We start from the raw sequence: 24,971 nt of genomic DNA on the forward strand, positions 1-24,971 counted from the left end.
CTCACCGGTGCCGTTTTTTTATTGCAGCGCAGCGTAAAGCAGAATTAGCGGAACATCACTTCCGCCCAGCGGGCCAGTCCTGCGGTGACCGAGGCGAAATCATCGCCGCCCGCAATCGGCGTATCCGGCAGCGTCTGCTGCAGCGCCGCGCGCAGCAACGGCGAACGCGCACTGCCGCCGGTCAGGTAAATCACATCGGGCTTAATCTCGCTGGTGGCCAATGCCAGCTGCACCTGTTCCAGAATTTTCTCCAGCGGCTGACTGATGGCGTCCTGTAGGTCACCCACCCCAATCTCTGTCTGTAATGCAGCGGCAATAAAGTCCAGGGAGGCCGTATGCGCCGGGCTGGCTGACAGCGCTATCTTGCTCTCTTCCGCCGCGCGCACCAGCCGGTAACTGAGCTTCTGCTGCCACACTTTCAGCAGGCGAGCCACAACGTCACCCTGTTCAGCATCCCGCACTAAATCCCGCAGCCACTTACCGCAGGCCGGACTGTAAAAGTCACTCTGCGCCGGAACATCATTGATGGCGATGGCGTTCCACCACGGCAGGGCAGGCAACGCGGTGCCTTTCAGGGTGTTACCGCCCAGGCCCAGCAATGGCATCAGGGTCTTAAACGTCAGCATAATATCCAGGTCGTTCCCGCCAACGCGGCAACCGCTGTGACCCAGCAGGCTTTCACGGCGGTCCGCCTTATCACGCCATTTTGGCCCCATCAGCAGCATCGAGCAGTCGGTCGTACCGCCGCCGATATCCACTACCAGAACCGTCGTTTCCTGCTTCAGCGTCGCTTCGAAATCGAGTCCGGCCGCCACGGGTTCAAACTGAAACTCCACGTCACGGAAACCGGCGCGGTGAGCGGCGCGCAGCAGAATACCTTCAGCCTGCTGGTTAGACGCTTCACTGCCTAACCCCTGGAAGTTGACCGGTCGCCCGATGACCGCCTGATCGATAGTGTGGTCAAGCTGGCTTTCACCCTGCTGGCGGATGTGCAGCATCATGGCGCAGACCAGATCTTCAAACAGGGCAATCTGCTGTGGCTTCAGGCCGGTGGCACCAAGGAATGATTTGGGGGATTTAACGAACCAGACATCTTCGGGATCGACCATATAATGCTGCAGCGCGGTGAGGCCAAACTGGACGCTATTGGGCTGGACGTCGATATCTTCTTCGCGATTGTAACGCAGGGCGCGTTGCAGCAGCGCCGTGGTTTCGCTATCCGGTGTCGCCACCTGATGATGACGATAGAGCCATTCGCTGATCGACTCGCGGGTTGGCGCACAAATCATCGACGGCAGCAGGCATTGAGTATTTTCCAGCGTTAACAGACGTGGCGTGCCATTTTCGCTGACTGCAATGGAGCAGTTAGCCGTGCCGTAATCGAATCCTATGAACATTTTCGCCCCCATGCCGGAAAAAAGGGGGCGACTTTAGCGCAGCTTCTGCAGGGTGGCAAGCGGACAGCGCGGGAATTAACGGATCGCGTAGATGCGATCTTCAGCCTGTGAGCGCAATGGCTGCCGCTCGGCCACGGCACTGCCCCATACGCCATTAACATCAAGGCGAGCCAGCGTACTGGGCATGGCCGACACGGAAACCGGACCGGTAAGCACCGAGATATTGCGCTGTGCTGGCTGGCCCCGAATGAGGGTTAGCAGCATCTCATCCATCAGATTAGTTTGCATATTGGCGACCCGTTCAGGTGCCAGCACCAGATAATCAACCCTCTCGTTATTCAGCAGATTGAAGGCGCCCAGAATACGGCCAAAAAGCTGCAATAAAATGCGACAGCCACGCTGACGCAGTTGCAGCAGCCTGGGATAGCGCTGATCGCTCTTGCTCATTACGCTGGCGGCAGGGAAAGCGAAACCACAGCGGCTGACAGAGAGACCTGCGGTGACAAAGCGCTGACAGAGTTGCTGCATAACGGGGGCATCACTCAGTACCTGGGCATTGAGCGGCAGGATCACCTGACAGCCTTGGTTATTCAGCTTCTCCACGTCCTGGCGGAAAAAAACCGCAAGAAGAGGGTTATCCAGCCGGCGGCGCAGCGTTTCATCAGGCAGATTATTGCCTGGCAGGGTCTCATCCACCCGCAGCCCGTCAGCAGTGTACAGCAGCATATCATGTCGCCAGATAAAGGCCGTCCGAGGGTTTTTGGCGGTGCAACGGCTTTGGCGGGCAGTGCTATCTGCAGCGTATCAATCTTTGCTGCATTCAGACCCTAATGATTGCCCGGCAGCGTTAAGCGATGTGGTTCGTAAACGACCAGCCGTCCGCGTCCGCTGCGTTTAGCGTTGTAACAGGCGATATCCGCCTGTGAAAGCACGTCGCTGCTCTGACAGTTTTCTGCTGAAATCTGCGTCACACCCGCGCTGGCGCCGACCTGATAAACACGTCCCAGCCACTGGAACGGGTAATTGTTTACCGAGGCGACAATACGCTGCGCCACGTCATGCGCCTGTTCGACATCGCAATCGGGTATCAGTAGCGCAAACTCATCCCCACCCAGTCGGGCCAGAAAATCGCTGCTGCGTAAATGGCGCTGCATCAGGTCGGAGAGTTCGCGCAGTAACGCATCGCCGGCAGCATGCCCGGCAGTGTCATTGACGGCTTTAAACTTATCAAGGTCGATAAACATCAGCACATGTTGATGCTGATGTTCAGCAGCATCAGATAGCAGACGTTTAAGCTGAAGTTCGAAGCTGGCACGGTTAGGCAGACGGGTCAGGGTGTCATGCAACGCGCTGTAGCTCAGACGCTTCATCAGTTTGCGTGATTCGCTCACATCCTGAATAACCATCACCGCACCCTGTTCCTGGCCCGCTTCCGAGCGCAGCGGGGTGATACTGTAGTGAATATCAATAGGGTCCCCATCCGGGGTATGCAGCACCAGATCTTCAGCGAGATCGGGCGTGATTTTCTCCGGCGGCAGCTTGCATAGCAGTGAATTCTCTATCTCGGGTCCGTTACGACCCTGCGTGATGTGCAGCAGCTCACTCAGCGGTTGACCGGTGGCTTGCCCCTGCGACCAGCCACTCATCGTCTCCGCTACCGGGTTCATAAAAGCAACGCGCATCTCTTTATCAGTGCTGATTACCGCTTCGCCGATGGAATCCAGGGTGATCGCCATGCGCTCTTTCTCCTGAAACAGCGCCTCATTAAGATTGCGTAGCGGGGTAATATCCTGGCAGATGCCCAGCATACGCTCAATGCGCCCCTGTTTGCTCAGCTGCCGGTTAGCCTGAGTACGTATCCAGCGCGGCCCCTGGTCATCCACCACGCGATACTCCATGTGAAAAGCGCTGCGAAGCTCAATTGCCTGCTGTACCGTTAGCGCGGCGTATTCGCGATCGGCGGGATGCAGCAGATGGATCCAGAGGTCATAGCTGGGCGACTCATGAGGAGCAAGCCCGAACAAGGCGTACATGCGCTTGTCCCATAACATCTCACCGGTCTGCAGGTTCCACTCCCACACGCCGATTCCACCCGCTTCGTTGGCCAGCGTAATGCGCTCCATCAACCGGCGATTCACCTGCTCGCTCTGCTTCAGCGCAGAAATATCAATGATTTGTGCAATTAAGTAGAGCGGGGCATAGCTATTGTCACGCACCAGCGACACGGTCAGCCGCGCCCAGACAATCTCGCCATCTTTGCGGAAATAGCGCTTTTCAAGGGTGTAAGTATCGATATCACCTTCCAGCAATTGGCTCACATGCTGCAGATCGAGTGAGAGATCGTCGGGATGGGTGATCTGTTGAAAGGTCAGCCGTTTCAGTTCATCGGCCGGATAGCCGAGGATCTGACATAGTGAGCGGTTCACCTGTAGCCAGCTGCCGTGCGGTGCCACCAGCGCCATACCGATTGCTGAGTATTCCATGGCATGACGGAAACGGGTTTCGCTGTCGGTGATGTGAAGCTTTTCGCGCCGGAACGCATCCATCACCAGCGACATAATGTGACTGGGAATCAACACCAGCAGAAATGGTAGCCAGCTGGAGACCGGGCCGTGCGCGCTGTTGTTGTTAACCACGCTGACGAGGTTAAAGGCCAGAAGCATCGAGATAAAACTGCCGTTCAGGAAGAACAGCACAAATGCCTGCAGCTTGGGCAGGCGAACCGCGCACCAGAACAGGATCACCACAATAAAGGTAAAAGGCCACGGCAAAAAGCGCAGCGCCAGATAACTGGCCCCGAGTGTGAGCAGCAGCGTCAGCAGGGATTCAGCCAGGTGTAAATCGCTGAACTGCGCGCGACGCAGCGGCCAGGGCAGCAGTAACAGCATCGGTCCTAACACCAGCATGCCGATGATTTCGGAGATAACCCAGGTATAAAAGAAGGGAAACGAGGCGTGGCCGCTGATCTGCAGCGTCCAGTGCGCCAGCAGGCCACCGAATACCGGCGTCACTATGCCCACTGACAGAACCATCCGCGCCCAGTCATGCAGAGAATCCAGCGGCGCGCGCCGATCCAGCAAGGCGCGCAACACTATGCCACCCACACCAGCCTGAATAAGATTGATCAGGGCGAATTTAATGTTAGAGAGCGCGGGCCCGATGATGAGGGCGTTAGCCCCAGCGGTGCCCAGCACGCAGGCTGTCAGTAACAGCGGTAGTTGTCGTGACGGACAGCGAAAAATCACGATGGTCATTAACGTGGTCGGAAACCAGAGTGGGGAGATTCTCCCGCTGACGACGATCAATTCAAGACAGAATAGTGTCAGAACAAACACCACGCAGCCAAGAATCAGTGCGGAGAGACAGCGGTTTAGCGTACTATTTTGCGGGGACAGGATCTCAATCGTCATGCGGACTTCCGGCAGGGTGCAGGGCTGCGCAACGGCGAATCAGGCACCAGTCATTCTCTGCCTGCATGCTAGCACATCCGGCAAAGAAAAAAGGGGCGAAATCAAGAGTGCCCGCTATTCGGCGAATTGACGGGCACGGTGGCAATGATTGCCGGCACGTTGATTACTGGCGGAAAAGATCGGCCCGGGTATAGGGCTTCTCCATGCCCGCCAGGCTGGCGGCGAAACGTTCCAGGAATTGCTGCGTAGTGGCGACGCGACCGTGACCCATTAAGACAAACGGCACTAACAGCGCCGCACCCACCTGCGGCCAGCTGAAGCCTTTGAGCGCGGTGCGACGCTGGGAGATCAGAAACGCCGTGCTCAATGTGAAGCCCAGTAGCAGACCGGTGGCCACCTCACTTTTAGAGTGGGCGTGGATCATCAGGCGGGAATAACCCACCATCAGGGGAATAAGGTAACCCATCCCAATAGCCACAATGCGCCACGTCGCTGACCAGCGTCCGGAAATCAGCCACAACATCACCGGCCATAGCGTGGCGGACATGGCGCTATGACCACTGAAACCGGTAAAATTAAAGCGGGCACTGCCGATGCCAAACCCCAGAAACAGGATTTTAGAGAGGCTGACGGTCAGGCCAGCCAGACTAAATGCCACAATCCAGTAAAACACCGTACGACGGTTATCACTCTTCCACGGCAAAATCAGCGCAATAATCACCGCTGTTGGAATCAACAACATGCTGTCGCCAAAATAAGTCAAAGTCTTCCAGTGCATACCACTCCTGATGCATCATTCGGTCGTCACGTTAGTTAGCGACACGCGTTGTGGGAACAGCGCGCCGCGCAGGCCATTTTTTTTATAGTAGGGTGTACAGTCAGTTTATCGGTGAAATGAGTGGCGTCCAAAGGAGAAAGTCTGAAAAGTCGCCGACGCCATTTCTCTGGCATCAAAAGGCCGAAATCCCTATACTTAGCGCGAACACACCCTCTCCATTTCGGCCCGTCCGCTGCCCGCGTAATGTGTGACCAGTGGCAGGCTCCAGTTATCAGGTCTTAATAAAGTATGACTGACAAGTCTCATCAGTGCGTGATTGTGGGCATTGCCGGCGCTTCCGCATCCGGTAAAAGTTTAATTGCCAGCACGCTCTATCGTGAAATCCGTGATCAGGTAGGTGACGAGCACATCGGGGTTATCCCGGAAGACGCTTATTACAAAGATCAAAGTCACCTCACCATGGAAGAGAGGGTTAAAACCAATTATGACCATCCGAGTGCGATGGATCATGATTTACTGTGGCAGCATCTTCAGGCGGTGAAAGCGGGTCAGGATATTGAGCTGCCGGTCTACAGCTATGTTGAGCATACCCGCACCCAGCAAACGCTACACCTGAAGGCAAAAAAGGTCATTATCCTTGAAGGCATTCTGCTGTTAACTGACGCCCGTCTGCGCCAGGAACTCAACTTCTCAATCTTCGTGGACACGCCGCTCGACATCTGTCTGATGCGCCGTATGAAACGTGACGTCAATGAGCGTGGCCGCTCAATGGATTCGGTAATGAGTCAGTATCAGAAGACCGTGCGTCCGATGTTCCTGCAGTTTATCGAGCCATCAAAACAGTACGCCGATATCATTGTGCCGCGCGGCGGAAAAAACCGTATCGCCATCGATATCCTCAAGGCGAAAATCAACCAGTTTTTTGAATAACGCACGTTCGTCAGGACGTGGTGCAGACCGGCGGCGGGCACGCATGCCGGTTTGCTACACTTATGTCAGGGAGTTTGCGCAATGAGATTATGCGATCGCGATATTGAAGCCTGGCTGGACAATGGCAAACTGGCCATTGAGCCACGCCCACCGGTCGAGCGCATTAACGGGGCCACCGTCGATGTGCGTTTGGGCAATCAGTTCCGCACTTTCAGCGGTCATACCGCGGCCTTTATCGATCTGAGTGGCCCGAAACAGGAAGTGAGTGCGGCGCTGGATCGGGTTATGAGCGATGAGATCGTGTTGCCTGATGGTGAAGCCTTTTTCCTCCATCCGGGTGAGCTGGCGCTGGCGGTGACGCTGGAGTCAGTGACGTTGCCTGACGATCTGGTCGGCTGGCTGGATGGCCGCTCATCACTGGCGCGACTTGGATTAATGGTACACGTTACGGCTCATCGCATTGATCCTGGCTGGCAGGGCCGTATCGTGCTGGAGTTTTACAATTCAGGTAAATTGCCGCTGGCTCTGCGTCCTGGTATGTTAATTGGTGCACTGAGTTTTGAACCGCTTTCAGGCCCGGCTGCGCGTCCCTATAACCGGCGTGAGGATGCGAAATATCGCGGTCAGCAGGGCGCTGATGCCAGCCGTATCGACAAAGACTGATCTGAGGATGTAATGAAAAGAGTGATAACCACGCTGGCCATCCTGTTGGTGGTGGTCTTAACGGGAATGAGCGCGCTGGTGCTGCTGGTCAATCCCAACGACTTTCGTGCCTATATGGTGCAACAGGTCGAACAACGCAGTGGTTATCGCCTTGAGGTCAACAGCGATCTGCGCTGGCACGTCTGGCCTCAGCTCAGTATCCTGGCGGGCCGGATGAGTCTGACCGCACCGGGTGCCAGTCAGCCGCTGGTCTCGGCGGAAAACATGCGTCTCGATGTCGATCTCTGGCCACTGTTATCCCATCAGCTTAGCGTCAGCCAGGTGATGCTGAAAAATGCGATAGTGCGGGTGACGCCAGACAGCAGTGCGCAGCGCGCCAGTAATGCGCCCCAGGGTCCGCGTGATGCGGAGCCGATCTCTTCTTCCAGCGGCTGGTCATTTGATATTGCTAAATTGCAGGTAGCCGACAGTCTGCTGATCTGGCAGCAGCCGGGCGGCGACGAATATAATTTCCGCGACCTCAACATCAACATGGAACAGGACGCGAACAAGCAGGCGGCCCTGTCGCTGAGCACCAGTCTGATGCGCAACCAGCGCAACGTCACGTTAAATCTCAAAGGCCAACTGGATGCCGCGCAATATCCCCATCGTCTTAGCGGCCAGTTACAGCAGCTTGATTACACTTTATCCGGTGCCAATATTCCGTCACAAGGGATCAAAGGATCGCTTAGCCTGCAGGGCGAGTGGAATGGCGACCGCCAGCAGTTCTCCTTCAGTAATCTGCAGCTCGCTGCCAATGACAGCACCCTGACCGGGCAGGGCAGTGGCCATATTGTGCCGCAGCAGCAGCTGGCGCTGGATCTCAAAGCCAGCAACCTGAACCTTGATAATTTACTGACCAGTGCGCCCGTCACTGAGGCAACTGGCGTGCAGCATGCCACCGTGGCCCGTTCGCCGGTGATTGCTGTACCGCGGGAACGTACCCTCGCCGACTCTCCGCTCAATGGCCTGGATCTGGCCCTGAAGCTACAGGCGGACAAGGCGGTATGGCGCGGCCTCTCTCTGACTGGCCTGGCGGTAAATGCCAGCAACCAGCAGGGACTGATGACGCTGAACACCCTCAGCGGCAAGCTGGGCAATGGCAGTTTCTCAATTCCTGGCAGCATCGATATTCGTCAGCCAGCGATGCAGGTCAGCCTGCAACCGCAACTGCGATTAATTGCAATTCAGCCGCTGCTTAAAGCGTTTGAACTGCCGGAAAGTCTGCAGGGAAACCTGAGTCTCGACGGCGAGCTGTCGGGTGATACGCTGACTGTCGAGGCGGCTAAACAGCGCTGGCAGGGCAGCGCGACCATCAGTGCCAGCAACCTGAAGCTGGCACAGCTTAATCTGCAGCAGATGGTGCAGCGTGCCGTGGCGCGGGTCAGCGATAAGGTCAGCAGTGAGCAAACGGTGGATGAGGGCATCGAGTCGATCAGCGGACAGGTCGCGCTGAATAAGGGTGTACTCAGCTTCAGCGATATCAATGGCAACAGCCAGGATCTGGGCTTGCAGGGCGCGGGCAAAGTCGACATGGTGCAGCAACAGCTGGATGTGACCCTGGGGCTGAAAATCAGCGGCTGGCGTGGCGATGATGCGCTGGTGAAGGCGCTTTCCAGTCAGCCGATTCCACTGCGCATGTATGGTCACTGGGACAGTCTGCAATATTCCCTGCCGGTGAATGAGGTTCTGCGCAGCCGGTTGCAGAGTGAGGCGAAGTCACGCCTGAATCAGTGGATCGACCGTCAGAAAGAGGGTGAGAACAAACAGAACCTGAAAAAAATCATGCGCCCGTAACGGGCGCATTGCCTTATACCTCGTCGTCGATATCGGGCTGCAGCAGGATTTCCACCTTCTGAACCCGATGATTTTCAACCTGCAGGGTTCGCAACAGATACGCACCCAGTTGCAACACTTCCCCCTCCTGAGGGATGTGTTGCAGCTTATCCATCAGTAAGCCTGCCAGCGTATGATAGTCACGCTGCTCCTGCGGCAATTTTACATGAAGCGCCAGATCTTCCAGTGGCATATGGCCGTTGGCTATCCAGTGACCCTCACCCAGAATCTGAATATCGTAGCGGGCGTCAATTTCGCCAGCCTCATTCGGCAGATTGCCGGCGATGGTCTCCATCACATCACTCAGCGTTACCACGCCTTCCACTGAACCAAACTCATCGACCACAAAGGCGAAGTGAGTCTGTGCCTGACGAAACTGTTCCAGCGCCTGCAACAGCGTCAGCCGCTCAGGAAAGACCAGCGGTTGTCGAATCAGCGCGCGCAAGTCGAGTGAATTATGGTGTAGCGACTGGTGCAGCAGATCGATAACGTGTACCACGCCCAGTGGTTCGCTGGAGTTATCCGTTATCAGGATTCGCGTGTGCTGGTTGCGGTCAAGGCGTGACATTATTTCTGTCGGGTCATCACTGAGATCGATATGTTGGACGTCGTGGCGCGAGGTCATAATACTGTTAACGTGGCGTTGACCCATACCCAATACGCGGGCAATCATCACCCGTTCCTGCCGGTTAAACAGCATGCTGGCATCGCTGTCAGCGATCAGTGACGAGGTTTTCGCATCCAGTTCCGCCGGTTCTCCCGCGCCACGCAGCAGTCGTAACACCGCTTCCGCCGTGCGCTGACGTAGCGGGCGACCTGCCGACAGCACCCGCCGACGATTAAAGTGTGCCAGCTGGTTCAGTGCCTCTATTACTACCGAGAAGCCGATGGCTGCATAGAGATAGCCTTTAGGAATCACAAAGCCAAAGCCTTCCGCCACCAGGCTAAAGCCGATCATCAGTAAAAAGCTCAAGCAGAGGATCACAATCGTAGGATGGTTATTTACAAAGCGGGTTAATGGCTTGCTGGCGAGCAGCATCAGCAGAATAGCGACAGTGACCGCAATCATCATGACCGGTAAATCATTGACCATGCCAACCGCAGTAATGACCGCATCCAGTGAAAAGATGGCATCCAGCACCACGATTTGTGCCACCACCGGCCAGAATTTAGCGCCGCCTTTTTGTTGACCGGACTCCTCATCATGACCTTCAAGGCGCGCATTCAACTCTGTAGTGGCTTTAAAAAGCAGGAAAATCCCGCCTGACAGCAGCAGTAAATCACGCGCACTAAAGGGGTGGCCCGCCAGCGTAACCCAGGGCTGCTTCAGCGTAACCAGCCAGGAAAGCGATGCCAGCAGCAATAATCGGCACAATAATGCCAGCAGCAGTCCGATTACGCGCGCACGGTCACGAAGCGGTCCAGGAAGCTTCTCAACCAGGATGGCAATGAAGATCAGATTGTCGATGCCTAAAACCAGTTCCAGAACGATTAGCGTGACTAATCCCGCCCATAGCGAGGGATCTGTAATTACCTCCAGCATGCTGTGCTCACCTGAATAACTTAAATCGAGTTTTCTCTGATGATAGTGGAGTACGAAGCCACGTACAAATGGCAGGGCAGGGGAGATGTGACCCGTGCAGACCGATATATCGTGCAAAATGTGAACATAACAGTGTGACGGTTTGATTAACTTCACAGGGTGGAAGGGAGATAATTCTGACTCATTTTGTCACAGGAAAGAGATATTCACCTGCCGGGCTTATGCGATTTATCTCGCCGGGAGTATGGCATTAATCCGAATTGTGAAGAAAGCATTGCCCTGCCTGTCAGGCATCAATACTAATTACTGGTAGTCTTTTTCCTAAAATAGTCCAGGGATGGCGGGACCTGCTTGTAAACAAGCCAGTAATAACTAGTATAGCAACAAGTTAGCAAACTCTGCCCCAGAGTCGTAATTTGCGTATCTATTCGACATTAATCGTAATGTCACGAATTGAGTTATTCGTCGATGAACGTCTGTATGATGCGTTGCGGTAACGTTAACGCATTACGGGGAGCAATATGAATGATGACAGCGATATTGGCAGCGACAGCCAAGGGCGGTAGCGTGCCCGAATCGCTTTTTTGTTGATAAAGTGAGCAGCGCTGGCGGTGACTAAGTCAGAGTAATCTGTTGGTATTCATCACAATATTATTGGTTTCATGGTTAAGGTCATTGGCGTAAACGCCGCAGGAGCTCCCCTTAGAAACGGCTCAGTCTGGAGAGGTTTCATCGCTTAATGATTAAACAGGCGATAGCCGTTGCGGGTTTAAGGAAATAAAATAAAGAGTTAAATATGCGCGATACAAAATTTACGTTTAAAAGTCTTATTACCAAATTAATGCTGGCATGTTCAGACTTAATTTGTTTCAACGCAGCGTTATTTGTGGCGATGATGCTAATTAATGTTCAGTCAGATTCGCCGCTGGCAGATATTTCTGAAAAAGAAATGAATTTAAAAATTGCCACACACATTTGTCTGTCGGTAATTTGTATTGGCTGGTTCTGGGTAAGGCTGCGTCACTATACCTACCGCAAACCTTTCTGGTTCGAATTAAAAGAAGTTTTTCGTACCATTCTTATATTTTCTGTTATCGACCTGTCGATTACCGCCCTGTCACAGTGGCAGATGTCGCGTTTCGTCTGGTTACTGACCTGGATACTTGCGCTGTTTTTAATTCCAACCTGTCGCGCGCTCTCTAAACGTTTGCTCAATAAAAATGGCTTGTGGAAAAAACAAACCATTATTATCGGCAGCAGCAAAAATGCGCATGAAGCCTGGCAGGCACTGCAAAGCGAAGAGGTCATGGGTTTTGACGTGATCGCTTTTTATGACGTTGATGGTACCTGTCCTCAGGAGATCATGAACGGTGTGCCGGTGCTGCGCGATGAGCAGGAACTCTGGAGCCTCACCAATAGCGAAACCCAGTTTATCGTCGCGGTGGAGTATGAGCAGAGTCAGTATCGCGATATCTGGCTTAAATCGCTGGCGATGCATAACTGCCGTTCCGTTTCAGTGATCCCGACCCTGCGTGGTGTGCCGCTTTACGGTACCGATATGGCTTATATCTTCAGCCATGAAGTGATGATCCTGCGGGTTCAGAACAACCTGGCAAAACGCACTTCGCGTTTCCTGAAGCGGGCATTCGATATTGTGGGTGCGCTGTCAATTATTCTGATGCTGATGCCTGCGCTGCTGGTGCTGGGCTTCCTGGTCGGCCGTGATGGTGGGCCGCCGATTTATGGTCATGAGCGTGTAGGAATGAATGGCCGTAAATTCAAATGCCTGAAATTCCGTTCGATGGTCATTAATTCAAAAGAAGTGCTGGAAGAAGTACTTCGTAATGACCCGGTTGCCCGTGCGGAATGGGATAAAGATTTCAAACTCAAAAATGATCCACGTATTACTAAAGTGGGCCACTTCATTCGTAAAACCAGCCTTGATGAGCTCCCTCAGCTCTGGAACGTGGTGCGCGGTGATATGAGTCTGGTCGGGCCTCGTCCGGTCATTGAAGATGAACTCTGTCGTTATGCTGGTGATGTTGATTATTACCTGATGGCTAAGCCTGGCATGACGGGATTGTGGCAGGTCAGCGGTCGTAATGACGTTGACTATGAAACCCGCGTCTATTTCGACTCGTGGTACGTAAAAAACTGGTCACTGTGGAATGACATCGCCATTCTGTTTAAAACAGTGGGCGTGGTGTTGAAACGCGACGGTGCCTATTAATCGTGAGTCGGAATGCGCGCGTTTACGCGCGCGCAGAGGTGTTGTGCCGTTGTCAGGCGTGTCGTTATTAGTGGCTATCATCAGGAATACCGCAGTGCGTGAATAGTCCGCTATGATACATGGCGTTCCGGGTTCGCCCTGGTTGATGGTCACTACTTATAACAAGTGGAGCAAGGATAATGAACGACAGGTTCAGTGCTTAAGTCAGGTAGGATTTACTTTTTGTTGGACGCTTACACAGCGGCGGTTTCGCCTCTATCAATAAATAACTGATAGCGAAGATCTAAATGATTACAATCAAAATGAAATTGATACCCTTGTTGGTATCCGCCACATTCCTCAGCGGGTGTACGATCGAACCTGGTTCTCGCCTTTCTACATCAGGAAAAGATGTTGTTGAGCAGCAGGATAGTAACTTCGACATCGATAAATATGTCAACGTCTTTCCATTAACGCCTTCACTGGTTGAAAAGATGCGTCCTAAGCCACTGGTGGCTCAGGCGAACCCCTCACTGCAGAACGAAATTCAGAACTACGAATACCGTATCGGTGTGGGCGATGTCCTGACCGTGACGGTCTGGGATCACCCGGAACTGACTACCCCTGCGGGTCAGTACCGTAGCGCCAGCGACACCGGTAACTGGGTGCATTCTGACGGCACCATCTTCTATCCCTACATTGGTCGTGTGCGTGTAGCGGGCCGGACGGTCGGCGAAGTGCGTAACGAAGTTGCGCGTCGCCTGGCACAGTACATTGAAAGCCCACAGGTGGATGTGAGCATCGCGTCGTTTAAATCGCAGAAAACCTATGTCACGGGTTCGGTCACGACTTCAGGTCAGCAGGCGATCACCAACGTACCGTTGACGATTCTGGATGCAATTAACGCTGCTGGCGGCCTGGCCGCGGATGCTGACTGGCGTAACGTCGTGCTGACGCATAACGGTCGTGAACAGCGCGTCTCCCTGCAGGCACTGATGCAGAATGGCGACCTGAGCCAGAACCATCTCCTCTATCCAGGCGATATCCTTTACGTTCCGCGCAACGATGATCTGAAAATCTTCGTAATGGGTGAAGTGAAGCAGCAGGCGACGTTGAAAATGGACCGTAGCGGCATGACGCTGGCGGAAGCGCTGGGCAATGCGGCCGGGATGGATCAAACCACCTCTGACGCCACCGGCGTCTTCGTTATCCGTCCACTGCGCGGCACCGATCGCAACAAGATTGCCAACATCTATCAGTTGAACACCAAAGATGCGGCATCCATGGTGATGGGAACTGAATTCCAGCTTCAGCCGTATGACATCGTTTATGTCACCTCTACACCGCTGACGCGCTGGAACCGTGTGATCTCGCAATTACTGCCAACCATTGCGGGTATCAACGATGTGAGCGAGAGCGCACTGCGTATCCGCAACTGGTCGAACTAAGGTCTGACCATGATTACGTCCGTGTTAGTTGTTTGTGTCGGCAACATCTGCCGCTCTCCTACCGGAGAGCGCCTGTTTAAACGTGCGCTGCCCGATTTAGACGTTCGCTCTGCCGGCCTGGGGGCACTGGTTGACCACCCGGCCGATAAGATGGCGTCCGACGTCGCTGCTGCGCAGGGTCTGTCGCTGGAAGGACATCAGGCGCAACAGTTGACGGCAGAAATGTGCCGCAACGTTGACCTGATCCTGGTGATGGAGAAGCGACATATTGAACAGGTGAATCGCATCGACCCAGCCGCGCGTGGCAAAACCATGCTGCTTGGGCACTGGCTCAATCAGAAAGAAATTGCGGATCCGTACAGAAAAAGCCGTGAGGCCTTTGAAGAGATTTACGGATTACTGGAAAACGCTACCCAGAAGTGGGTCAACGTATTAAGCCGATAGTTGGGATTATCCATGAATATAAAAAATAAGGTCAGAACCGAGCCGGGAGAGGATTCGAATGGATGGGATCTGGCGCATCTTGTGGGACAGCTAATTGATCATCGCTGGATCATTGTTGCCGTTACTGCATTTTTCATGCTGGCGGGAACACTCTACACACTGTTTGCAACACCGATTTATAGCGCAGATGCGTTAGTTCAGGTTGAGCAGAAGAATGCCAGTACCGTGCTGAACGAAATTGACAGCATTTTGCCACCGACGCCAGCCTCTGATACGGAAATCGAGATTCTGGAATCCCGTATGGTCATCGGCAAAACCGTTGACGATCTTGATCTGGATACCGTGGTTGAGCAGAACTATTTGCCGATTATCGGCAAAGGGCTGTCGCGCCTGATGGGCAACAAACCCGCCAATATCGCGATTTCTCGCCTGGAAATCCCACGCACTATCGACAAACGTAGCGTTGAGCTGGAAGTGACCGGTCCGGATAGCTACACCGTTTCAAAAGATGGCGATGAGCTCTTCAAAGGTAAAGTCGGTCAGCTGGAGTCGCACGGCGACATCAGCATGCTGGTCAGCGAGATTCACGCCGATGAAGGCACCAACTTCACCGTGACCAAGCTGAATGACCTGCAGGCGATTCGTTCTGTGCTCGCTAACCTGACCGTAGCAGACAAAGGTAAAGATACCGGCGTGCTGGGTCTGGAATATCTGGGTGAAGATCCAGAGCAGATCAGCAAAGTGCTCAACCAGATTGTAAATAACTATCTGTTACAGAACGTTGAGCGCAAGTCAGAGCAGGCAGAGAAAAGCCTGGAGTTCTTACGCACTCAGCTGCCTGCCGTGCGCAGCAAGCTGGATGAAGCGGAAAACAAGCTGAATACTTTCCGTCGTCAGAACGAATCTGTTGACCTGTCACTGGAAGCGAAATCTGCTCTGGACTCTTCTGTCAGCGTGCAGAGCCAGTTAAACGAACTGACCTTCCGTGAAGCTGAAGTTTCTCAGCTGTTTACCAAAGATCACCCGACATACCGCGCGCTGCTGGAAAAACGCAAAACGCTGGAAGGTGAGCAGGCTCAGCTGAACAAGAAAATTTCTGGCATGCCACAGACTCAGCAGGAAATTCTGCGTCTGACCCGTGATGTTCAGTCTGGTCAGGAGATCTACATGCAGCTGCTGAACCGTCAGCAGGAGCTGGGGATCAGTAAAGCCAGCACCGTGGGTGATGTTCGCATCATCGATAATGCACAGACGGCTAACTCTCCGGTTGCACCGAAGAAGCTGCTGATCATTGCCGCGAGCCTGATTTTCGGTCTGTTCGTGTCGGTGGGTCTGGTTCTGCTGAAAGCACTGTTGCATCACGGTATTGAGAACCCGGATCAGCTGGAAGAGCTGGGCATGAATGTCTATGCCAGCGTTCCACTGTCAGACTGGCAGCGCAAGAAAGATACCGAAGCACTGGCGCGTCGTGGCAGCAAGGTGAAAACTGATCCGCACGAAACGCTGCTGGCGCTGGGGAACCCGACTGACCTCTCCATCGAAGCCATTCGTAGCCTGCGAACCAGCCTGCATTTCGCCATGATGGAAGCGAAAAACAACATCCTGATGATCACCGGTGCCAGCCCGGGTATTGGTAAAACCTTTATCTGTGCCAACCTGGCCACACTGATTGCGAAAGCAGGTCAGCGCGTGCTGTTTGTTGATGGCGACATGCGTCGTGGTTATACCCATGAACTGCTGGGTGCCGATAACAAATCGGGCCTGTCAAACGTGCTGTCCGGTAAAACTGAGTTCAGCCCGTCACTGATCCAGCAAGGCGTGTACGGTTTCGACTTCCTGCCACGTGGTCAGGTTCCGCCGAACCCCTCTGAGCTGCTGATGCATCGTCGCATGGGTGAGCTGCTGGAGTGGGCGAGCAAGAACTATGACCTGGTGTTAATCGATACGCCGCCAATCCTGGCCGTCACCGATGCGTCAATCATCGGTAAGCTGGCCGGCACGTCACTGATGGTGGCGCGTTTCGAAGCCAACACCACTAAAGAAGTAGACGTCAGTTTCAAACGCTTTGCCCAGAACGGTATTGAGATTAAAGGTGTGATCCTCAACGCCGTGGTGCGTAAGGCCGCCAATGCGTATGGTTATGGTTATGACTACTATGCCTACGACTACGGTAAGACCAACAAAAGCTGATCATTGAGTCATAAACAGGGGGCGGTCTGACCGCCCCTTTTTATCGTCCCTTTGAATGACGACACGCATCAATTTACACAGGTTATTCTGTCCAGACCCACAAAAGCGATGAATCTATAAATCGCATGGCGAGCGTTACTCAACAGAATTCATCACCAGCATGACGTCGTCTGCGCGCAATGTGTAACCGTGCTATCAGGCTCGCTGAAAAGCCAGCCGGGAAGGCGAAGCGTGATTATTGCTGGCATGAGAACTTGTGGAATTAAGGAATCACACCATGGCTCCATATTGGTATGTCTCAGGCTTTTTACTGGTGCTTTCACTGTTTGAAATCCTGGTAAAAAAAGACGAACGCACAAATTATGTTTTGACCTGGCTGCTCTGTTTTGCCGCCGTGTTTTTGATTATTTTCGGGGGCATACGTGGCCTCGGCACCGGCATGGATGACTTTCAATACCGGAACTTCTTTGAAGATTTTGTACGACGTATCGAGATTAACGGCTTTTTAAATACCGTTGCTTTTTTCCGTTACGAACCGCTGATTTTTGCGATGGCCTGGCTTACCAGCCTGTTTTCGCACAATGCCAGCATCTTCCTGTTTGTCTTCTGTGCCATTGCAGTTTCGATAAATACTTACTTTTTCAGGAAGATGTCACCCTATCCGGTGCTGGCGCTGGTGCTTTATTCGGCGCACATCTTTATTAACAAAGACATTAACCAGATTCGCTTTGGCCTGAGTTCTGCGCTGTTCCTTGGCGTACTGTGGTCGATCTATCTCAAGCGCTACTGGTGGGCGTTTACCTTTTTCATTTTGTCGTTCATGAGCCACAACACCGCCGTCATGGTGGTCACGCTTGTGCCGTTCCTGTTTATTCGTGACTGGCGCTGGTGGCCGGTCATTATCATCGTTGCCAGTCTGCCGCTATCGGTTGTGGGCGGCTCGGGCTTTATTGCCCTGATTGCCGGTCATCTGGGATCGCTGGGGGAAAGGGCATCGGGCTATAACAATGACCCTTCCTACGCCATGGGGGGCAGTATCCTGGCCGTATCGAACCTGAAAAACATCATGCTGGTGTTTGTCTTCTTCTATTTCATGCTGACCGATAAGCTGAAGCGTGAAAATTACGCCCAGTATCGTCTTAATTACCTGCTGATTTTAAGTTTTGCCATCGGCGGGGCGATCAGGATCTTTTTGTACAACTTCCCGTCCGGTTCGCGCCTGTCTAACTATTTGCAACAGGTCGAGCCGATCATCCTGACCTCGCTGATTTATCAGGCCAGGCGATCCTGGAAGCCAGCGCTGTATGCCATGTTGGTTTTCTTCCTGATCTATTACCTCTACTACAACACCATTTCAACCAAGCAGGCGGTTGTTGGCTATGAAGTGGCGCGGGAGTTTTGGTTGATCCACTAATTAACCTGGCGACTGGCCTCTCGTGAAGAACTTCATGCCGGGGCGGTCGCCTGTAAGAATTCAGGTTTTTCTTCGCTCTTTGTCGATTGAACTATTTATTTTTGAACTACTTTAATGAGGTGCTGGCAATGAAGGACATTCGTTTCTCCATCGTAATTCCGGCTTATAACGCGTCAGAATCGATTGTCACGACGCTGGATTGCGTTAAAGCACAAACGTATCGTAATTTTGAGGTCATCATCGTTGATGATAAATCTGCGGACGCCGCCGCGCTCGCGGATGTCGTCCGCAGCGAACGCTACCAGGATCTCGACATCAATCTGGTGCTCTCTGAGGTAAAACTCAACGGGGCCGGTGCGCGTAATAAAGGCATTGAGCTGGCTACCGGTGATTATGTCAGCTTCCTTGACGCCGATGATGAGTGGGCTGCTGACAAACTGCATCAGGCGAGTGAAAAAATTGCTCAACTGGACGCGCAGGGTAAAAAGAATTTCGTCATTTTCAGCCAGGTGAATATCTATCAGGATGGCACTTTCCTGAAAGTCATGCCGATGCAACCGCCGGGCAAAAATGAAACTGTCGCCGAGTATCTTTTCGGCTGCTACGGCTTTATCCAGACCAGTACCATTGTGCTGAAGCGGGAAGATGCCGCGAAAATTCAGTTTGATACCCGTTACATCCGTCATCAGGATTATGATTTCTGCATTCGTGCCGACCGCATGAGCTACGACTTTGTGATGATCGCCGCACCGCTGGCGAACTACCATCTGGTTACTAAATTTGGCTCGAAACATAAAGGCGAATCGGTGAAATACTCGATGTTCTGGCTCGATACCATGAAGCCGCATCTTACCCCGCGTGACATCCACACCTACAAAGCTTTTAAGCTGCCGCTGCGCTACAAAATGGACGGTAAGTCTCTGATGGCAAGCCTGAGCTTTGCGCGCTATTTCTTCCTCACCAACAAAGACAACCGTGCTTATTTTATGAACCGGGTAAAAGACAAGGTCAAAGCACGTTTTGGCGGTGAGAAAGCGGTCTCCTGACGCGCGCCGCGCCTCGCTCTGCTCCTGATGTCAGGAGCCACTCTCTTTTCGTTTAATTCAGGGTTGAAGATGAATACTTCTGTTGGAACCGTTGGCATTGTCATGCCTATGTATAATGCCCGTCAGACGGTATTACGCGCTGTGCAATCGGTTATCAATCAGCACTATACCGACTGGCACCTCTATCTGATCAACGACAAATCCACCGACGACTCGCTGGCGTTTGTGCGTGAGCATTGTCAGGATCCGCGCATTACCATTCTGGATAACGCGGTTAACATGGGCGCAGCAGAGACCCGCAACGTCGGACTGCGCGCGGCCAGTGAAGAGATTATCGCCTTTCTCGACAGCGACGATGAGTGGCATGCGGATAAGCTGACCCAGCAGGTCGCCGCCATCGCGGCCGGTGACGATTTTGTGATTACCGAATATCACTATAAAACCCGCAAGGCTGAGCACGATATTACCTACAGCAAACCTTACCTGCAGCAGGAGAACTTTGTTAAGAAACAGTATCGCGTTTGTTTCTCCTCGGTCTGCTTTCGCCGTCCGCCGCAGGGACTTTTCTTCCAGCGCAAAGGCCATGAAGACTTTCTGTTTTTGTATGAATTATTTACCCGTTATAAGCAGGCGCGCGTAATTCAGACAATTCTGGTCAACTATTACGAATTAGGCGATTCCCTTTCACGTAATAAGAATAAAGCGGCACAGTGGCACCTTGAATTATTAAGAATTATCTATAAAAACAATCCTTTAAAAATCTATTACTATTACGCCTGGTATATGGTGAATGGTGTGCTGTTTACCCTTAAGCATCGGTAAGCCTGTCGGCAGGATTGTCTTCAAAATTTGAGGTGGATAGCGTTTCATGAAAAAAATTGTCCTGGTGATCAAAGATGCTTATTCGTATGCGGGCACTGAGAACATCTGTAACTTCATGTCAGAGTGTCTCGGCGAAACACATGACGTCACCCTCTACTCGCTGGAAGGCAGCGGAAAAACCTTTTATCCGTTTGAGCATGTCAGACAGATCGTCAGTTTTGACGGGCAGAGCAATCCGATAAAAAGCGCAGTAGCCCGGATTCACGAAGAGGGTTTCGATACCGTCTTCCTGATCAGCATGGGCCGCCTGAGCGTGATGTTCGCTTTCTGGAATCTGCTGGCGATGAAGAAGAAGCGGGGCAAAGCCTACGCCTGCGAACATATCGCCATTAACTCCTTCAGCAAACCGATTAAGTTCCTCAAGTTTCTGTTGCTGCGCTACTACGATCGCGTGATTGTTTTGACCGACAAAGATCATCAGGTGTTCAGCCGCTGGCACATTCCGAGCAAGCAAATTCCAAACCCGGTGGTGTACAAAGGCTATCAGCGCCAGACCCGCCATCGTCAGGCGCTGGCGGTGGGTCGTCTGGATAACCAGAAGGGCTTTGATCTGCTGCTCGATATCTGGCGCGACTTTGCCCGTACCCATGCCGACTGGACGCTGGTCATTGCCGGTGACGGTGAACTGCGTCAGCAGTTGCATGACCAGGCCGCGGTGCTGGGCATTACCGACAGCGTGAAGTTTGTCGGTAAGGTCAGCAACATCAATGACTACTATCGCGACAGCGACATGGCGCTGATGACCTCACGCTATGAAGGATTGCCACTGGTGCTATTGGAAGCAAAATCCTGGTCGCTACCGGTAGTGGCGTATGACTGCCCGACCGGGCCACAGGAGATCATTAACCACGGTGAAGATGGTTTCCTGGTGCCGATGAACGACAAAGCCACGTTTCTGGCCCGAATGGAGCAGCTCGCCAGCGATGACGCGCTGTTCTATGCCATGAGCGAAAAAACCAAACAAACCGCGCTGAAATTCGACGGTAATCAGATAAAGCAAAGCTGGCTGTCATTGGTTTAACCGGCGCTGGAAAAGCTCACTTGCGACGTGCCTCAGGGACACCGCCATGGCCAATGGCCTTATTGACTACGGGAATTGATGCATGAAAAGAAGAGAAGTTTTACAGACCGCCGCCTCCGCTCTGGTGGGGGCTCTCTCCGTGAGCACCTTTTCCAGCTACGCTGCCAAAAGTAATGGTATCGCCCTGAAGCCGGTTGATGCCAATGACATCCCTAAAGGTGACGTGCCAATCCTGACGCCGGAAAATGTCTACGCTATGCCACCGCAGTTCTGGCAGGGCTTTGAGGGTAAACTCTGGATTGGTAAAGCGGGTGTGGATGCCAGCAAACCGGGCAACCAGATCCCCGTCTTCCTGCGTGATGCCAGCGGCAACGTGTCGGAGATTGCTCAGCCTATCGCGCTGAACAAAGGCAACTTTGCTCAGTTTATTCAGGACAATGCCGCGCTGATTGCCGATCCTTCGCATTCGATGACGGTAGAAGACAGTAACGGTCAGACGCTGTTTAACATCGCTGATGTCAGTCGTCCAGGTGCAGCAGATTTCAGTCAGCGTCTGGCACAGCCAGCAGGATATCAGCTGATTGGTGAGATCCCGTCCGTGGATGAGTTGCGTAAAACCCGTCCACTGTTTGAAGGGGCCAAGATAAAGCTGAAAAGCTGGCATGAAGGACGGGAAGTCGGCGGCGGCGAGTTCGTGGGCAGCTTCCAGCCAGGTCAGGATGATGGCGGCGTTAACTTTGCCGGTGAGGGCTATCACTGGCGTCGTGTTGTGGAAGATTTTAACCGTCTGACGCTGTTTGATTTCGGGGCGATTGCTGATGGCAAAACCGATACTGCGCCCGCCATTATGGCGATGTTCCAGTGGTCGCAGCAGGCTAACCAGCAGATCTGTGTCCAGTTCCCGGCCGGGACCTTTATGGTCTCAACCTGTCATCTTGGCGATAAGTATCTCAATTTCTTCCGCATGTCAGGTGCGATGGTAAACTTCGGCTATTTCCCGGCGACGACGATTGTCTCTAATGGTAAGTCAGAATTCGTTTTTGAGATGAATGCCCGTCGTGTCGAACTTTCCAATCTGATTTTTAACGGCAACAGCAATAAAAGTCCGAACCAGCAGGGTCTGTTCCACAACGCCTGTCCTGGCGGCCAATATTTCCGTGGTGCCTGCCTGCGCTTCAACGACGTCGGCGGCACTGCCATCAGTCTGCAGGACACGCTCGACTGTAAAATCGACCAGTGGTACGCCTCACGTTGCAGCGGCGATGTGATCAAAGCGGGCTGGTCAGGGCAGAAGCAGGGCAAATGGGACCACAGCACCGCTATCGAGCTGTCTAACTTCAATGCGCAGTACTGTCGTGGCGGCAAAGTCCTTAACCTGCCACGCTGCGGCCAGTCGATTATTCATAATGGCTGGATTGAGCACTGTGATAACCCGGGCGATATCTCCAACGGCCAGTGGATCATCGATGCGCTGAGCCTGGAGGATTGTAAGAATCCGCTGATCGCGTACAACAGCCGCCTGAATATGCGTCAGACCAGCCTCCAGTCGGGCAGCTGGATCGACAACTCCCTGCAGGGTGATCGTCTGCTCAACATCTGGGAGATGGGATCGACCCGCGTGGAGTCCTATGGCGTCGCGCTGGATGGCAGCCTGAAGTACAACTACATCACCTCACGCTGGCGTTTAGAGAACAACACCAACCAGGAGACCTGGTTTGATCTCGGCAGCCTCTACTCACCGACGGTGGGAGATTCATGGGAGATCGAAATTTTTGGTCAGTCGCAGTTCAGCAACGGCAGTGGCGATAAGCCGCTGATGAACCTGATCAGTGACAAGACCACGGGCGGCCGCGCAGTGATCCATGTGCAGCGCAAGAAAGACCTGTCGGAAGCGAGTTGGTCGGCTGAAGGCAGCAGCCCGATTGTTGATGTGCGCTATGTGGCTGAGCATGACACCGATGTCCGCATCTTCGTCAAACTGGCGGGATGGACGCCGTCGGCGGCCGTGCTGGTGAAAACCACCGGTAAAGATCGCTTTGTTTCCGGACGCTGCGCGCGAGTCAACGCGAAGATGGAGAAGGGTAATCCACCGGCGGGCGATGCGACTAAACGCGCACCACAACGCTTTAGCCTGCACAACGGCAAAGCGGGCGTAGGGGCCAACGAGCAGGGCGATCTGCTGATGGCTTCCCGTCCACTTTCCGCCGATCAGGTGGATACCAGTAAACCAGAAGGCTTTGTGTCCGTGGTCATCAACGGTAAACAGGTCGCCCTGCCTTACTTTGCGATTAAGTCATAACCCCTTGCATCACGGTCGCCACAATGGAGGCGACCGGATTTAACAGGAGCACTACCTTTGGGTGCGTTATCCCGTAAAGCATGACTTTAATCAGAGTTCATTTTGCCCATTGCGGATCTGGGCGGCTTTCAGAATTAAAAAAATTTATTCGGAGTTGTTATGAAAATTTTATTGGTGGGTAACCATACGTGTGGGAATCGCGGGGATGGCGCGATTCTTCGTGGACTGATTGATTCAATGAGGTCTGCACGCAGTGATTTAGACATTGATGTTATAAGCCGTTATCCAACCAGCTCCGGTTATCTGCTCCAGCAGGATATTCAGCAGGATGCCCTGTATCTGCACAACAGCAAATCAGGCAAAGGTCTGGTCGGTTCGTTTAAGCGTAAAGTCGCTAACCGCCTGATGCCCGATATCATGATGGCGCATCTAGGCAAGGGCGGGGTTTTTAAGTCTTTCGCTGTACCGCCGCATCTGAAAGCGTTTACCGAAAGCCTGGCAAAATATGATGCGATTATTCAGGTGGGCGGATCATTTTTTGTTGACCTCTATGGCGTGACCCAGTTCGACCATGCGCTCTGTGCGCTGATGGCGAAAAAGCCCATCTACCTGATTGGTCACTCAGTAGGGCCATTCCAGAACCCACGCGTTAATGCGCTGGCGAACTTTGTCTTTGATCGGGTCGACAGCCTGGTGCTGCGCGAATCGGTCAGCCTTGACCTGATGAAGCGCGATGGCGTGACCAGCTCTAAGGTGGCGTCAGGCGTAGATACCGCGTTCCTGGTGCGTGCGCGTGAAGTCGAAAATCCGAGCCATAACCTGCTCTACTGGCAGGGCATTATCGATGGACGTAAAACCATTGCGATCACCGTGCGAGAACTGGCGCCGTTTGATAAACGTCTGGGCGTGACCCAGAAAGAGTATGAAGCGGCGTTTGGCCGGGTAATTAATGCGATGATTGCTGAAGGTTATCAGGTCGTGGCGTTCTCAACCTGTACCGGCATCGACAGCTATGCCAAAGATGACCGCATGGTCGCACTGACCCTGCGTGACCATGTGACTCAGCCTGAACACTACCATGTCATCATGGATGAGTTTAATGACCTGGAACTGGGCATCCTGTTAAATCATTGCCATCTGACTATTGGTACTCGCCTGCACTCGGCGATTATCTCCATGAACTTCGGCACCCCGGCTGTGGCGATCAACTATGAGCACAAGTCGATGGGTGTGATGAACCAGCTTGGTCTGCCGCAGATGGCAACCGATGTGAAAAGCCTGATGGATGGCTCGCTGATCGACAAGGTAAAAACGGTTCTTGCCGATTACGACAACATCAAGCTTAAGGTCGACACGGCCGTTGCGAATGAAAGGGAAATTGGCAACCGGATCACTGAAGAGATTCTCAAAGTATTAGGGTAA

At 53.2% G+C, this 24,971-nt stretch carries 16 protein-coding genes and 1 pseudogene; 13 read left to right on the top strand and 4 right to left on the bottom strand.

The genetic code is table 11. The features are described from left to right. Window positions 1-44: 44 nt before the first annotated feature. The 3 genes and pseudogenes from yegD to WFO64_RS06940 form a co-directional block, all read right to left on the bottom strand. Window positions 45-1,397: a molecular chaperone gene (gene yegD, locus WFO64_RS06930; RefSeq protein ID WP_337010162.1), complete on the bottom strand. Its 1,353-nt coding sequence runs from the start codon at window positions 1,395-1,397 to the stop codon at window positions 45-47. A gap of 75 nt (window positions 1,398-1,472) precedes the next feature. Further along, a pseudogene (locus tag WFO64_RS06935) lies at window positions 1,473-4,807 on the bottom strand (diguanylate cyclase). Between the two features lie 163 nt (window positions 4,808-4,970). Beyond that, on the bottom strand, window positions 4,971-5,585 hold the full coding sequence (locus WFO64_RS06940) for a phosphatase PAP2 family protein (protein WP_337010164.1): 615 nt from the start codon (window positions 5,583-5,585) through the stop codon (window positions 4,971-4,973). Between the two features lie 288 nt (window positions 5,586-5,873). Here WFO64_RS06940 and udk point away from each other — a divergent pair, with 288 nt between their 5' ends. The 3 genes from udk to asmA all read left to right on the top strand — a co-directional run bounded on the left by udk (window position 5,874) and on the right by asmA (window position 9,014). Then, on the top strand, window positions 5,874-6,515 hold the full coding sequence (gene udk / locus WFO64_RS06945; protein ID WP_337010166.1) for a uridine kinase: 642 nt from the start codon (window positions 5,874-5,876) through the stop codon (window positions 6,513-6,515). A gap of 81 nt (window positions 6,516-6,596) precedes the next feature. Then, window positions 6,597-7,178, top strand: coding sequence for a dCTP deaminase (gene dcd / locus WFO64_RS06950; protein WP_004571280.1), 582 nt, complete (start codon window positions 6,597-6,599; stop codon window positions 7,176-7,178). A gap of 12 nt (window positions 7,179-7,190) precedes the next feature. Further along, complete coding sequence (gene asmA / locus WFO64_RS06955) at window positions 7,191-9,014, top strand: outer membrane assembly protein AsmA (protein ID WP_337010168.1); 1,824 nt, start codon at window positions 7,191-7,193, stop codon at window positions 9,012-9,014. Between the two features lie 13 nt (window positions 9,015-9,027). Here the strand turns inward: asmA and WFO64_RS06960 are convergent, their stop codons facing one another. Continuing rightward, window positions 9,028-10,596 (bottom strand): TerC family protein, encoded by a 1,569-nt coding sequence (locus WFO64_RS06960; protein WP_337010169.1) that lies wholly within the window; start codon window positions 10,594-10,596, stop codon window positions 9,028-9,030. Between the two features lie 796 nt (window positions 10,597-11,392). Here WFO64_RS06960 and wbaP point away from each other — a divergent pair. The 10 genes from wbaP (at window position 11,393) to wcaK (ending at window position 24,971) form a co-directional block, all read left to right on the top strand. Continuing rightward, window positions 11,393-12,826, top strand: a complete 1,434-nt coding sequence (gene wbaP / locus WFO64_RS06965) for an undecaprenyl-phosphate galactose phosphotransferase WbaP (protein ID WP_337010170.1) — start codon at window positions 11,393-11,395, stop codon at window positions 12,824-12,826. 287 nt (window positions 12,827-13,113) lie between these two features. Next, the gene (locus WFO64_RS06970) at window positions 13,114-14,253 is read left to right on the top strand and encodes a polysaccharide export protein (protein ID WP_337010172.1); all 1,140 of its coding nucleotides are present in this window, start codon (window positions 13,114-13,116) and stop codon (window positions 14,251-14,253) included. 9 nt (window positions 14,254-14,262) lie between these two features. After that, on the top strand, window positions 14,263-14,697 hold the full coding sequence (locus tag WFO64_RS06975) for an arsenate reductase/protein-tyrosine-phosphatase family protein (protein WP_337010174.1): 435 nt from the start codon (window positions 14,263-14,265) through the stop codon (window positions 14,695-14,697). Window positions 14,698-14,709: 12 nt separating this feature from the next. Continuing rightward, entirely contained in the window at window positions 14,710-16,887 is a 2,178-nt protein-coding gene (gene wzc / locus WFO64_RS06980) for a tyrosine-protein kinase Wzc (RefSeq protein WP_337010176.1), read from the top strand. Window positions 16,888-17,164: 277 nt separating this feature from the next. Then, the gene (locus WFO64_RS06985) at window positions 17,165-18,301 is read left to right on the top strand and encodes an EpsG family protein (RefSeq protein WP_337010178.1); all 1,137 of its coding nucleotides are present in this window, start codon (window positions 17,165-17,167) and stop codon (window positions 18,299-18,301) included. Between the two features lie 128 nt (window positions 18,302-18,429). Next, entirely contained in the window at window positions 18,430-19,347 is a 918-nt protein-coding gene (locus WFO64_RS06990) for a glycosyltransferase family 2 protein (RefSeq protein ID WP_337010180.1), read from the top strand. A 69-nt stretch (window positions 19,348-19,416) separates the two neighbouring features. Then, window positions 19,417-20,169 carry a glycosyltransferase family 2 protein gene (locus WFO64_RS06995; RefSeq protein ID WP_337010182.1) on the top strand — a complete coding sequence of 251 codons (753 nt, stop codon included), beginning with the start codon at window positions 19,417-19,419 and terminating at the stop codon, window positions 20,167-20,169. Between the two features lie 46 nt (window positions 20,170-20,215). Next, entirely contained in the window at window positions 20,216-21,250 is a 1,035-nt protein-coding gene (locus tag WFO64_RS07000; RefSeq protein ID WP_337010184.1) for a glycosyltransferase, read from the top strand. An 82-nt stretch (window positions 21,251-21,332) separates the two neighbouring features. After that, window positions 21,333-23,549 carry a phage tailspike protein gene (locus WFO64_RS07005; RefSeq protein ID WP_337010186.1) on the top strand — a complete coding sequence of 739 codons (2,217 nt, stop codon included), beginning with the start codon at window positions 21,333-21,335 and terminating at the stop codon, window positions 23,547-23,549. A 159-nt stretch (window positions 23,550-23,708) separates the two neighbouring features. Continuing rightward, window positions 23,709-24,971, top strand: a complete 1,263-nt coding sequence (gene wcaK, locus WFO64_RS07010; protein WP_337010189.1) for a colanic acid biosynthesis pyruvyl transferase WcaK — start codon at window positions 23,709-23,711, stop codon at window positions 24,969-24,971.

This window comes from Pantoea sp. AS142, from assembly GCF_037152305.1.
Classification (GTDB): Bacteria; Pseudomonadota; Gammaproteobacteria; order Enterobacterales; family Enterobacteriaceae; genus Pantoea.